This is a genomic window from Commensalibacter sp. ESL0382 (assembly GCF_009725775.1).
GTDB classification, from domain to species: domain Bacteria; phylum Pseudomonadota; class Alphaproteobacteria; order Acetobacterales; family Acetobacteraceae; genus Commensalibacter; species Commensalibacter melissae.
The window spans coordinates 257,099-269,910 of the sequence record NZ_WNII01000011.1 but is presented as its reverse complement, the minus strand read 5'-3'; the positions used below and the strand labels follow the sequence as shown (position 1 = coordinate 269,910).

11 protein-coding genes are annotated in these 12,812 nt (G+C 35.3%); 7 read left to right on the top strand and 4 right to left on the bottom strand.

Features of this window, described 5'->3' with window-relative positions; all coding sequences use genetic code 11:
* Window positions 1–12: 12 nt before the first annotated feature.
* On the top strand, window positions 13–2,079 hold the full coding sequence (locus GM552_RS05505) for a lysylphosphatidylglycerol synthase domain-containing protein (protein WP_155565611.1): 2,067 nt from the start codon (window positions 13–15) through the stop codon (window positions 2,077–2,079).
* Here GM552_RS05505 and thpR read toward each other — a convergent pair.
* The gene (gene thpR, locus GM552_RS05500; protein ID WP_155565610.1) at window positions 2,076–2,621 is read right to left on the bottom strand and encodes an RNA 2',3'-cyclic phosphodiesterase; all 546 of its coding nucleotides are present in this window, start codon (window positions 2,619–2,621) and stop codon (window positions 2,076–2,078) included. The two genes, GM552_RS05505 and thpR, sit on opposite strands and share 4 nt — an antisense overlap.
* A 137-nt stretch (window positions 2,622–2,758) precedes the next feature.
* Here thpR and GM552_RS05495 point away from each other — a divergent pair, with 137 nt between their 5' ends.
* The 5 genes from GM552_RS05495 to cyoD all read left to right on the top strand — a co-directional run bounded on the left by GM552_RS05495 (window position 2,759) and on the right by cyoD (window position 7,769).
* Entirely contained in the window at window positions 2,759–3,529 is a 771-nt protein-coding gene (locus GM552_RS05495) for a Bax inhibitor-1/YccA family protein (RefSeq protein ID WP_122123732.1), read from the top strand.
* A gap of 329 nt (window positions 3,530–3,858) precedes the next feature.
* On the top strand, window positions 3,859–4,821 hold the full coding sequence (gene cyoA / locus GM552_RS05490) for a ubiquinol oxidase subunit II (protein ID WP_370533598.1): 963 nt from the start codon (window positions 3,859–3,861) through the stop codon (window positions 4,819–4,821).
* Window positions 4,822–4,825: 4 nt separating this feature from the next.
* Window positions 4,826–6,814 carry a cytochrome o ubiquinol oxidase subunit I gene (gene cyoB, locus GM552_RS05485; protein WP_155565609.1) on the top strand — a complete coding sequence of 663 codons (1,989 nt, stop codon included), beginning with the start codon at window positions 4,826–4,828 and terminating at the stop codon, window positions 6,812–6,814.
* A complete protein-coding gene (gene cyoC, locus GM552_RS05480) occupies window positions 6,814–7,434 on the top strand; it encodes a cytochrome o ubiquinol oxidase subunit III (RefSeq protein ID WP_196424137.1) in 621 nt (206 codons plus the stop codon). Before cyoB ends, cyoC begins: the two co-directional genes overlap by 1 nt.
* Complete coding sequence (cyoD, locus tag GM552_RS05475; protein ID WP_110438187.1) at window positions 7,434–7,769, top strand: cytochrome o ubiquinol oxidase subunit IV; 336 nt, start codon at window positions 7,434–7,436, stop codon at window positions 7,767–7,769. The genes cyoC and cyoD overlap by 1 nt, the downstream gene beginning before the upstream one ends.
* Window positions 7,770–7,881: 112 nt before the next feature.
* Here the strand turns inward: cyoD and fdxA are convergent, their stop codons facing one another.
* From fdxA to GM552_RS05460, 3 genes are all read right to left on the bottom strand, one after another.
* Window positions 7,882–8,214, bottom strand: a complete 333-nt coding sequence (gene fdxA, locus GM552_RS05470) for a ferredoxin FdxA (protein WP_155565608.1) — start codon at window positions 8,212–8,214, stop codon at window positions 7,882–7,884.
* Between the two features lie 147 nt (window positions 8,215–8,361).
* Window positions 8,362–8,643, bottom strand: coding sequence for an RNA-binding S4 domain-containing protein (locus GM552_RS05465; protein WP_155565607.1), 282 nt, complete (start codon window positions 8,641–8,643; stop codon window positions 8,362–8,364).
* Window positions 8,640–11,138 (bottom strand): helicase-related protein, encoded by a 2,499-nt coding sequence (locus GM552_RS05460; protein ID WP_155565606.1) that lies wholly within the window; start codon window positions 11,136–11,138, stop codon window positions 8,640–8,642. The genes GM552_RS05465 and GM552_RS05460 overlap by 4 nt, the downstream gene beginning before the upstream one ends.
* 200 nt (window positions 11,139–11,338) lie before the next feature.
* Here GM552_RS05460 and GM552_RS05455 point away from each other — a divergent pair, with 200 nt between their 5' ends.
* Window positions 11,339–12,718, top strand: a complete 1,380-nt coding sequence (locus GM552_RS05455; protein ID WP_155565605.1) for an amino acid permease — start codon at window positions 11,339–11,341, stop codon at window positions 12,716–12,718.
* Window positions 12,719–12,812 lie beyond the last annotated feature (94 nt).

The window sequence follows — 12,812 nt, the reverse complement described above, 5'->3', positions numbered from 1 at the left end:
CATAGAAGATTCATGCAGCCATCGGATTTCGAAAAACTCAATAACACCCAGAATGATGGGAAACATTATAAAAACACGGGTTGGAAGATTCATTTAAAATATTGTTCTCGTATTCTTGGTGTTTTGTTATTCATGGCTGCAATTTATGTTGTGCAAAAGGAATTCAAACATCTCAGCCTGAAAGAGATTAAGCTATCTTTTGAACAAATTCCCACTTTTTCCTTGTTAATGGCTGGAGCGTGCACCTTATTGTCATTTTTTGTCCTGTCGTTTTATGATAAAATGGCTGTTAGACAAATTGGATACCGCTTGTCTTTTTTGAAAACTGCCTTTGCATCTTTTTGTTCCTATGTGCTTTCACATAATATTGGTTTATCGGCAGTTTCTGGAGCAATGGTTCGTTTCCGGTTATATGGGAGTTGGGGGCTTAAGCCTTTAGAAATCCTTCAGGTTATCGCCTTTTGTTCCATTACCTATTTTATAGGTGTTGCGGTGCTAGTAGGCGCGTTATTAATATTTAAATCGAATTCATTACCAATCATTGGGCAGGCATTGCCAGGCTGGATATTTATTTTTATCGGAATTGTCGCGTGGTTAGGGGTCTTTGGTTATATTTTTCTTTCATTCCGATGCAACACGTTAAAAGTCTGGAAATATACTTTATCGTTTCCTCGACCATCCATGGCTATTTCACAAATTGTTGTCGCAACTGCTGAAGTTATAATAACGGCTGCAATCCCTTATTGTGTCGTGCCGTCTCATTCAATCATGATCGGTTATCCTGCACTTGATTTTATGTCTTTTATGGCGATTTATATCGCTTCTTATATTGCCGGGTTAATATCAAGTGTACCTGGAGGTGCAGGGGTGTTTGAGGGCAGCATGATATTGGCTTTAAAAAATTATATGCCAATGGCCAATATTATGTGTGTTATATTTGTTTTCCGGTTTTTGTATTATTTAATACCATTGTTTATTGCAGGCAGTATGTTTGCAGTGCATGAAATTTTAATTAGAAGCAAATCCATATTTGATAAGCCCAGAAAAAAGAATTTGTTACGATTCAATCCATCTCTATTCATTGATGAAAATCTGCGGGAGAGTGATGCGGCTTTTTCTGTAGCCATTGCAGCAGCGGCAGTTTTTATTTGCGCTTTGATTGATCTGGCTGTGCCTTTGTTTGATTCAGGATTGATTCTTCACGATGCAGGAACTTTTTCATTATTTATTGAACTTACAGGCGATTATATTTTATCGTTTTTAGGTTTTATCCTGTTAACTCTTACGGTGTCATTAGTCCGTAGAATTACACTCGCATGGGGATTAAGTCTTTGTATTTTAATTGCATCAGCAGTAATTACGTTGATTATGGGAACTTATCTCATTATTCCGGCCATACTGACTTTGGTTGCGTTTTTTATTGCTCCGTTTAGAAAATGTTATTATCGATCAGCCAGTTTAACGGATGCACCGTTTTCCAGCAAAATTATAGTAGAGGTTATTTTATTTTTAACCACTGTATTGATAATAAACTGGTTAATCCCGCAATCAATTGCTCAATATGGAGTTGTTCAGGTTTTTTTCTCTGGCAATATTTCAATCGCAACAAAAATAATTATTGCAGTGGTGGGAATAAGCGGAATTTTAATATTGTTTAAACTGATGCTTCCAGCAAAAATAGTTTCATGGCCCTGGTCAGGGGAAACTAAAGAATTATATCGGGTTATGTCTGATACAGACAATAAATTACTGGATGATATTAAACCGAATGGTATCTTGATCTGCTCAAAGGAGGGAACGGCTATACCTTTTATTCGTAAGGATAATTTTTTAGTCGGAATAGGAGATCCCGTGGGTAATGAACGTGAAATTGTCAATACTATCTGGCGTCTTAGGGATTTGGCGTTACAGGAAAATCGGTCTATTGGTTTTTGGGGTGCGGGAAAAAAATACCTGACCATTTATCACGATTTTGGATTGGCGAGTTTGAAACTGGATAAAACGGATCATTTTGTTTGTTGTGAAGTCCAGTATGCTAGTTTTATGATTAATCTGATTGGTAAATTCAAAAAATCTTAAGTTTGAAAAGATAATGGATAATTTTTCTCAATTATGTAATTGGGCTGCTCCTTACCAGGATACGAGCTGAACAATGAGAAGTGGGTTATTTCAATATCGGGAATTTTTAACAGGTTATAATGATTCAACCATTGTTTGATATGTTCTTGAGGAAGGTAAGAACCTTTCCCCAGTGTAATATGGGGAACAAATTTTTGTTTTTGAGTTTTGATTTCTAATTGTCTTAAGATTTGTTCCACTTTTTTACGTAAATGAACCAGACTCTCCGAAGGCTGGATCCCCGCCCATAATATTTGGGTATTGGATGCTGTTTGAAATAGATTAACCTTATCAATTGTCAAATTGAATGAAGGGGGCGATATTTTTTCAAGTGTTAAATCAAGATCATTCAACAGATCATAGTCATTAATTTCACCTATAAAATTTAGTGTGAGGTGGTAAGTCCCAGGGTCATACCATCTTACATAGGTCAAACTACCTCTTAATTGACTTAAATGGCGAGTTACATAATCTGGGAAATCAATACCTATAAATAAGCGCATATGATCAATTCTGTTTTTATAATTCAACTCTTTGCGTATTAATTATGAATATAACATATTTTTTTTCAATGCTTGATATTTGGGCTGTAAATGAAATATATTATATAAGTCTATGAAAATTTTAATGAGTAAAGTAAATGGTATTTCGTCCTGATTCTTATAACAATATGACCAATGTCAATGCCAAAGTTGCATATGATGCAGGTCTTAGAAATTATATGCTTCGTATCTATAATTGGATGGCATCAGGGTTGTTGCTAACTGCATTAGTTTCATATTTGGTTGTTAACACATCTTTAGGTGATATATTTTATCATCCGGTAGTGATGGGGTACAGAACCATTGGAATCACTCCAACATTATTGGGTTATATCGCTATTTTTTCACCATTGGCATTTGTATTGGTAATGTCCTTTGGGGTCAATCGTCTTTCAACGCAAGCTGCACAAACGCTTTTCTGGGTATTTTGTGGTGTCATGGGCGTTAGTATGGCAAATATCTTTTATGTATATACAGGTGAATCCATCGTAAGGACGTTTGTAGTCACAGCAGGTATGTTTGCAGGAATGTCTTTGTGGGGATACTCAACTCACAAAGATTTGACAGGTATTGGTTCTTTTTTAGGAATGGGCCTGTTTGGTCTTGTTTTAGCCATGGTTGCGAATATTTTTTTCAAAAGCGGACAACTAGGATTAATCATTAATATAGTTGGAGTGATCATTTTTACAGGTCTTGCCGCTACGGATACTCAACGTATTAAGCTTTCATATCAAAATCTCTATCAATATGAAGGGTCTGATATCGTACTTAAAGCCAGCGTTTATGATGCATTAAGTATGTATTTGAATTTTATCAACCTGTTTCAGTTTATGCTGCAATTCATGGGTGTTCGTCAAAACGATAACTAGGCTTAAAATAACAGTTTTATGAATGTTGAAAATAGTGCTGTTTTTTTTCAGCACTATTTTTTTGACTATAGGTATAATCCATAATCAATATTTAAAATAAGTGCTTGCTTATAAAGTGAGTTGTAATGGGATGTTATTTATAGTAAACAATTAGATATAAAATAACATTATACTAAGATCATGATTATATGTCTAAATTTAGAAAAAATTGTGGTCTTTTTATGAAGAATGAATTTTATGTAAAAATTTAATAATATAAAACTGTTTTTTTATATGATTTCTCAATTAAAAAGAAGTTTTATAAAATAAACACGCTGATGAGTTGAGCGATGTCAGAATCAACGAGGCATAGAATGAAAAAATTATTACCGAAAATTACATTATCGGTAGTGGGTTTAACATCTACTCTTATGTTGGGTGGATGTAACTTGGTTTTATTTGATCCAAAAGGACCGATAGGACAAAGTGAGAAAGAATTGATTATGATGACGGTAGGGGCAATGCTTTGCGTTGTTATTCCCGTTATTATTGCAACCTTAATTATTGCAAGACGTTATCGTGCATCAAATACCAGTGCGACATATTCACCAAAATGGGATTTCTCACTTCCGATTGAAATATGTATGTGGGGAATTCCAATGTGTTTGATTGCTTTTCTTGCATATAAAACATTTGTTTCATCTCATGAATTGGATCCTTATAAACCAATCGCTGCACCTGCTGATAATCCACAAGTCAAGCCAATTGATGTTCAGGTTGTTGCGTTAAACTGGAAATGGTTATTTATTTATCCTGAATATGGTATAGCCACAGTTAATCAATTGGTGGTACCTGTTAATACACCAGTTTCCTTCCGATTAACATCCGATGCGACAATGAACTCTTTTTGGATTCCGCAGCTAGGGTCACAAGTCTATGTAATGGCCGGTATGCAAACTCAATTGCATTTATTGGCTTCTACAGAAGGTGATTATTTTGGGGAATCCAATAATTACAGTGGTGCTGGATATTCAGATATGAAATTCCGTACATTGGTTAAAGATGAAAAGGGATTTCAGGACTGGATTGAAAAAGTTCGTGCGTCTTCTCAAGACTTGAACAATGAAACATATGCTAAACTGCATGAAGATAGTATTAAAAATCCAGTTGAATACTATGCTCATGTTGAACCGGTTTTATTCGATACAATCATAGCAAAATATAACAATGGTATGGTTATGGATAAAGCTACTGGGCAAATGATTCATATGAGCTCAAGTCAATCTGGTGAAATGAAGCACGCAGAGGAATAGATAAATGTTAGGTAAATTAAGTCTTTCGGCTATTCCATATCATGTACCTATATTGGTAGGGACATTTATTGGGGTAGTTATTGTTGGATTGGCTGTTTTAGGAGCGATCACATACTATGGTAAATGGGGTGTATTGTTCAGAAACTGGCTTTTCTCGGTTGATCACAAGCGTATCGGTATAATGTACATCGTGCTTGCACTTGTTATGTTATTCCGTGGATTTGCGGATGCTATCATGATGCGTCTGCAACAGGCCATGGCTTATAATAGTCCTGGTTACCTGCCTCCATCGCATTATGACCAAATTTTCACTGCTCATGGTACAATCATGATTTTCTTCATGGCCATGGCATTTATGCAGGGTTTATTTAACCTTATCGTTCCTTTGCAGATTGGTGCCCGTGACGTCGCTTTTCCATTTATTAACTCATTAAGTTTTTGGTTAACGACTGCTGGTGCTATACTAGTTAACATCTCTTTGTTTATTGGTGATTTCTCGACTGCTGGTTGGTTGGCCTATCCACCTGTTTCTGAATTGCAGTTCAGTCCTGGCGTAGGGGTAGACTATTATATCTGGGCTGTTCAGATTTCCGGTGTTGGAACGCTTTTGACCGCTGTTAACTTTATAACTACAGTTGTCAAAATGCGTGCCCCGGGAATGACATGGATGCGTGTTCCTGTTTTCACATGGACTGTTATTGCATCTTGTATCATGATTTTTACGACATTCCCTGCCTTGACAGTAGCTGTGGCTGAATTGGCACTGGATCGTTATTGTGGAATGCATTTCTTTACCAATGATGGTGGTGGAAATGTAATGTTGTATTTGAATCTGATCTGGGCATGGGGACATCCTGAAGTTTACATTCTTGTAATTCCTGCCTTTGGTGTTTTCTCGGAAGTTGTTCCTGTATTTTGCAAAAAACCATTATTCGGTTATGCAACAATGGTTTATGCAAGTTTGGCGATTACGACCTTGTCCTTGCTGGTTTGGGTTCACCACTTCTTTACAATGGGTGCCGGAGCAAATGTTAATACCTTTTTTGGTATCATGACGATGATCATTGCCATCCCAACAGGAGTTAAGGTCTTTAACTGGCTCTTTACCATGTTTAGAGGACGTATCGAATTTACTGCACCAATGTATTGGACAATCGGATTTATGATTGTTTTCGTTATTGGTGGTATGACCGGGGTTATGCTTGCAATTCCAGCCAGTGATTTCGTTTTGCATAATAGTGAATTCTTGATTGCTCACTTCCATAATACTATTATTGGTGGTGTTTATTTTGGTTATGTCGCGGGAATGAATTTTTGGGCTCCAAAAGTAACCGGTTTCAAGATGAGTCAGAAACTTGGTAAGGCCGCATTCTTTTTCTGGTTCTTTGGATTCTTCCTTTCATTTGTTCCATTATACATTACCGGATTTGATGGAATGGTTCGTCGTTTGAATCATTATGACAATCCCAATTGGCATTTCTGGTTACAGATTGCCTGTGTTGGTGTATTTTGTATCCTTTGTGGTGTTGTTTGCCAATTATTACAGATTTTCCTTGGTATTATTAACGCGAAAAAACCTGAAAATATTGATGTAACGGGTGATCCATGGGATGGTCGTAGTCTTGAATGGTCAACTTCTTCTCCAGCTCCTGTTTATAACTTTGCTCATATTCCAGTTGTTCAATCACGTGATGCTTATGCATATAATAAAGAGCATGGAATTGATACACGTCGTACGTCTGAAACCTATAAGGATATTCTTATGCCCAAAAACACGTCTGCAGGTTTTTGGCATGGCATGTTTGCATTGGTTCTGGGATTTGCGGCAGTTTGGCATATCTGGTGGCTTGTGATTGTTACCGTAATTCTGAATTTTGTATTAGCTATTGGCTATAGCTTTAAAGATGATAAAGAATATGTCATTCCTGCTTCAGAAGTTGAACGTATTGAAAAAGAACATTCTCGTAAACTTATGACACAGGTGGCTGAATAATGGCTGAGAATATGAGTACAACGATGTCAAATACTTCACAAAATGTTCATGAACACGAACATGAGCATGAAAATCATTCATTCTTTGGCTTTTGGATGTATTTGATGTCGGACTGCATTGTCTTTGGGTGTTTATTTACCAGTTATGCGGTTTTAAGAAATCAGTTTGCTGGTGGACCAACCAGTAAAGAAATGTTTGAACTGGGACGAGTGGCTATTGAAACTGCCTTGCTGTTGACAAGTTCACTTACCTTCGGTTTCGCGATGATTCAGGCGCGTCGTAACAGTAACAATGGAACACTTTTATGGATGGTGGTCTCAGCCATTCTTGGTTTAGGGTTCCTTGTTTTGGAAGTTCAAGAGTTTATCGCTTTTGTTCAACATGGTGCCTCACCAACCGTCAGCGCTTATTGGTCGGCATTCTTTACACTTGTTGGAACGCATGGCTTACATGTTACTTTGGGTCTGATTTGGATGACGGTTCTGATGATTCAATTGGTAACAAAGGGTCTAAACAAAACAATGATGCCAAGATTGGCTTGTATGAGTTTATTTTGGCATTTCTTGGATATTGTTTGGATTTGCGTATTTAGTTTCGTTTACCTGTTGAGTATGGCATAATGACAGAAAATCACACTACAGCCTCAGAGGAGGCAGGACACGGCTCTGTAGCATCCTATATAGTCGGGTATGTATTATCGATCATCCTTACGGTAATTGCTTTTTATATCGTTATGGAACATATGTTTTCAACGATGGCTACTGCAACTACGCTTGGGGTATTGGCAGCATTACAAATTATTGTTCAGTCAGTATTCTTCTTGCATGTCAGTGTGTCTCCAGAAAAACGTGTTGATTTGGTAAGTTATGCATTTTCGCTTTTCGTAGCAATCGTTATTGTATTTGGAACGTTATTCGTAATGCATAATGCAAGTTATAACATGATGTCTCGATAATTATATTTACGTTTTGTCCTGTAAATCATTATGGGGCAAAATGAAATCAAGTTATAAAAAAACCCTTTATCAAATGATAAAGGGTTTTTTATTGATTAAAGACTGATATACATTAGCTTTTATGCGGTTCCCGGGAAAGCATATCTTTTTTATCAGGCTTTCCGTTCCATTCATCAGCATCCGAAGGTGTATTTTCTTTTCTTGTAATGTTTGGCCATGTTTTGGACAGTTCAGCATTGATCTCAATCCAGTCGGTAGAACGATCATCACTGTCAGGGAATATAGCTTCTGCAGGGCATTCAGGTTCACATACTCCACAATCGATACATTCTTCTGGGCTTATAACTAGAAAATTTTCACCCGCATAGAAGCAGTCGACGGGACATACTTCTACACAATCCATATATTTGCAGCGGATACAGTTTTCTGTGACCACATAGGCCATTGTTTTCTCCGATTCATACTAGTTAAATAAGGGTTTTTCCCTAAATAATTGTTTTTCTTAATTATATAAAATAGCTTACTTATATAAGTTAGGTATCATCTTGATGACTAACAAGAAAATTATTCATTTTCTTTATTACATCAGAATCTATTTTTCAAGAATTTCTTTGTATAAAGAGTGACATAATTTTGCTGAAACTCTTCGGGTTGAAAAACCCAAGATCTGTATTACCCTGCTACTGTTGTTCCAGGGAATGGTAATGATATCGTCTTTTTTTATTAAAGTTGCAGGTTTGATAACTGATTTTGAATTTATTTTTATAATTTTGTATCTAATCGAGAAATGACTGATCGATCGGGATTTATATATTCTAGCATGCCAAAGCCAGATGTCAATACGTTGACAGGTTAGCTCAGTTTGATAGTTCATGTACGATTCAAAAGTAGGTTTTTAAGAATGTTAAATGGATTATCTTGGGTAAGATGCGTCATATGTTTAATTTTGCGCTGTTTTTTTATTTTAATTTTCTTAATTAATAAGGGTGCTGGAGGGCCAAATTTTTCATATGATAATTTTTCAGGTTTTTTGGGTTGCAATTTTAGCGATTTAAGTAGTGGAATAATATTATCATTATAATATGGAACAGGTGCTATCCATTTTTTATGAAAACAAACAGGATGTTTTTTTGACGCTTTCTTAAGCTTGAACGTCAATTTTTCTGCAATATCCAATCTGATGATCTGTTTATTGGCAACAAGCCATCCCATCTTGGCAACAAGATTTTTGTTCATTTTCGTAGAAGTTGAATAAGCAACTTGTTTAGGTGAAAGTAAAACAGGATTAGCAATCTGTTCATTGAGTGTGAGGAGTGTATGTCGTAAATAATATTGTTTTTCTTTGAAAAGGTTTTCGATATAAATTGCGTGATTTCCATAATGAATTTTGTAATGTTTCAATTGTTTAATTGTGTCTTTTGACAAATTTAAATATTGTTCAGTCCATAAAATGCCACCATTTTCATAAAGTTGATGCAGAATTCCACGTAGTTCTGATGTGTTGTTATCATTATCCAAGGCATTAAAAAAATTTGGAAATAATCTTCGATTATAATTTTCTAAAAATTCTTTCAATCTTCTCAAGATTAAATTTTGAAAAACTTGTTGAATTAAATCCTTATTTAAAAGGCAGATATCTGGATGAAAAAAATCCTTGCCTTTTTTTAATTGAGCGATTGGTGATTTTTGCCATGATATAATTTTTTTATCATGATCTATCGTAAATTCTTTATTATTATCGTGAATTAATCGATTAACCTGTTGAGGGATAAATTTTTCAATCGATTTATTAATTTTTTTTAAAATAAAAGAGCGTTCTTCTTTTTGGATTGAATCCGGAAGTTGAAAACAAAATCCCCGAATTTTACCAATAAACTCGCCATCAATTGAAATATTCCCTTCATTTGTTATAGAGGTAAAGGCATTTATTTGTTTAGAGTGAGATAAATGATGGATAAGGTTTGTGACCCTTTGATTAACGAACTTTGATACCAAACTGTCATGTAGCGCGTCGGAAAGTTTTTCTTCTATCTCTTTTGTTTGGGCGTGCCAATAAGATGATGATTCTACCCAATTATTTTTTGTTGTTAAAAATGAATAGATACGAATACTGGCAAGTCTCTGCATTAAAGTATCGATGTCCCCCTGCAAATGATTTAGCTGTTGAATTTGCTGATCAATCCAATTTTCAGGTATATGGCCTTGTTTGATCAAAAAAAGGAAAATTTGTTTACATATCCGTGCATGATATTCACTGCTAATTTTTTTAAAGTCGGGTATTTGACAACATTCCCATAACAATTCAGTTTTAAATTGTGACGTACATATTGAACGTACTTCATGGTCTTGGATAAGATAAGATAGGTTTTTAAGATCAGAGGAATATTGACCAGTTATAAGCTGTGGAAACAGTGAAGGTGTGGTTAAGGTGGAAAAAAGTGTCAGGGGATTTTGAAAATCGAGATCATGATTACGCCAATAAATTTGTTTTATGGGATCGAAAGCATGATTTTCTATGGCATTGACAATTTTATCAGAAATTATTGGACAATTCGCGGTTATGCCAAATGTTCCATCCCTTGAGCCTCTCCCAGCCCTACCTGCAATTTGAGCAATTTCACTTGGATAGAGATTACGCATCTGTCGTCCATCATATTTTGATAAATTCACAAAAGCGATATGATTGACATCCATATTCAAACCCATGCCAATTGCATCGGTGGCAATCAAATAGTCAACCTCTTTATTTTGATAAAGTTCCATTTGTGCATTACGGGTACGGGGAGAAAGTCTTCCCATGATAATTGCACATCCACCTTTTTGACGCTTGACCAATTCTGCAATGGCATAAACTTCATGGGCTGAAAAGGCAACAATTGCACAACGTGGTGGTAATTTTGTTAATTTGGTAAATCCATTATATACTAATGATGAAAGTCTTGGCCGTGTTTGTATTTCGATAGATGGAACAAGTTTTTTCAAAATAGGGATGATTGTATCAGCCCCGAGAAAAATTGTTTCATATGTTCCGCGGCAATGAAGAAGCCGGTGGGTAAAAATGTGTCCACGATCTGGATCTGAACAAAGCTGAATTTCATCAATGATGACAATATCAACGGGTATATGAACGGGCATTGCCTCAACAGTGCAGGAAAACCATTTTGCCTGGGGTGGAACAATTTTTTCCTCACCTGTTATAAGCCCGACATTTTTTTTCCCTTTGATTTTAACCATTCGCTCATAGTTTTCCTTGGCAAGAAGCCTTAGGGGAAATCCAATGATTCCGGAAGGATAAGCAAGCAAGCGTTCAAGGGCTGTATAGGTCTTGCCAGTATTTGTTGGTCCAAGTATTGCTTTGATTTGTGTCATTATAGGTAATTTATATCAGCTGTTTTTGATAAGCGTACAGGATAATAGATAAATTAATTAGATAATCATTCAATGATAATTATAAATTACAATTGTTTTGAGATTTTATTTTAATTAATAATTAAATGATTAATTTATTGCTTGCAAAAAATTAATCATTTTCAAACACGTTTGAAAAATCAATGTAATAAAGGTTTTTTATGGGTCAGGGTATAGATACAGAACTAAAAAGAAATTTGAGTAACCGACATATGCAGTTAATTGCAATTGGAGGGTGTATAGGCACTGGTCTTTTTATGGGAGCGGCTAATACGATTTCACTTGCTGGTCCCTCTATTATTTTTATTTACTGTATTATTGGTATTATTGTATTCCTTGTAATGCGTGCCTTGGGCGAAATTCTTTTATCTGATTTACGATACAGATCATTTGTAGATTTTGTTACAGAATTGCTTGGACCTTGTTGCGGCTTTGTTTTGGGTTGGTCTTACTGGTTGTGCTGGATTGTCATTGGTATTGCAGATCTAATTGCCATTTCAGGATATACGCAAATATTTTATCCCAATTTGTATTCTTGGATACCGGCTCTATGCTGTATCGCAATATTTTATATTTTAAACCGTTTGACTGTTCGAATATTTGGTGAAATGGAATTTAGTTTTGCCATTATCAAAATTCTAGCCATTATTGTTTTAATTCTTGTTGGTATCTTTTTTATCGTTACGGGTTTTCGTTCTCCATCAGGAGACGTGACCTCTGTAAAAAACATATGGAATCATGGCAATTTGTTTCCTAATGGATTTGAGGGGTTTTTGGCTGGATTTCAAAGTGCCACCTTTGCCTTTATTGGAGTTGAACTTATTGGTACTGTTGCGGCTGAATCTAAAGATCCGGAAAAAAATTTACCCAAGGCCATTAATAATATCCCTTTAAGAATTTTGATGTTTTACGTATTTTCTGTAATGGTTATTATGGCGGTTATTCCTTGGCAAAGTATCAATCCATCCAAAAGTCCATTTATCATGTTGTTTTTGTTTGCTGGTCTCCCTGCAGCTGCTGCAATAGTCTATATTGTTGTGATTACGTCAGCGGCATCATCCACAAACAGCGGGGTATTTTCCAGTAGCCGTATGTTATATGGTTTGGCAAGACTTAATAAAGCGCCTGCTTTTTTTGGGAAATTATCTAAACATTCTATACCGATAAATGGTCTGAGATTTTCTTGCTTATGTTTATTAACTTCAGTCATCTTATTACTTTTTAATAATAAAAGTATTATTGAAATTTTTACTTTGGTGGCTTCCGTTGCGACAATTATTTCATTATTTACCTGGTTGCTAATATTACTGTCCTATATCCAGTATAGAAAAAAACATCTTCATAAACACATGAGTTCTTTCTTTAAATTACCTGGTGGATATATCTCCTGTATTCTTTGCATAATTTTTATTTTTTTCACGTTATTGACGCTAATGATACAGTTTGACACGCGTATGGCATTATATATCGGAAGCGCTTGGTTTATTTTTATTACTTTTTGTTATTATATAGTTACAAAATCAAAAAAAGGAGTAAAATAATTTTATTATCAAAATAAAAAGGAGGTAAATAAAGCTTAAAGCTTAATAAACTAATTTTTCAATGAGAAATTTTTATTACTTTTCCTATGTTTTT

Bases quoted from the DNA above. Each gene is read 5' to 3' on its own strand.
- GM552_RS05460 (WP_155565606.1), bottom strand. From the start codon at position 11,138: ATGACACAAATCAAAGCAATACTTGGACCAACAAATACTGGCAAGACC.
- GM552_RS05495 (WP_122123732.1), top strand. From the start codon at position 2,759: ATGGTATTTCGTCCTGATTCTTATAACAATATGACCAATGTCAATGCC.
- cyoB (WP_155565609.1), top strand. From the start codon at position 4,826: ATGTTAGGTAAATTAAGTCTTTCGGCTATTCCATATCATGTACCTATA.
- cyoC (WP_196424137.1), top strand. From the start codon at position 6,814: ATGGCTGAGAATATGAGTACAACGATGTCAAATACTTCACAAAATGTT.
- GM552_RS05505 (WP_155565611.1), top strand. From the start codon at position 13: ATGCAGCCATCGGATTTCGAAAAACTCAATAACACCCAGAATGATGGG.
- fdxA (WP_155565608.1), bottom strand. From the start codon at position 8,214: ATGGCCTATGTGGTCACAGAAAACTGTATCCGCTGCAAATATATGGAT.
- thpR (WP_155565610.1), bottom strand. From the start codon at position 2,621: ATGCGCTTATTTATAGGTATTGATTTCCCAGATTATGTAACTCGCCAT.
- GM552_RS05455 (WP_155565605.1), top strand. From the start codon at position 11,339: ATGGGTCAGGGTATAGATACAGAACTAAAAAGAAATTTGAGTAACCGA.
- cyoD (WP_110438187.1), top strand. From the start codon at position 7,434: ATGACAGAAAATCACACTACAGCCTCAGAGGAGGCAGGACACGGCTCT.
- GM552_RS05465 (WP_155565607.1), bottom strand. From the start codon at position 8,643: ATGAACTATCAAACTGAGCTAACCTGTCAACGTATTGACATCTGGCTT.
- cyoA (WP_370533598.1), top strand. From the start codon at position 3,859: ATGTCAGAATCAACGAGGCATAGAATGAAAAAATTATTACCGAAAATT.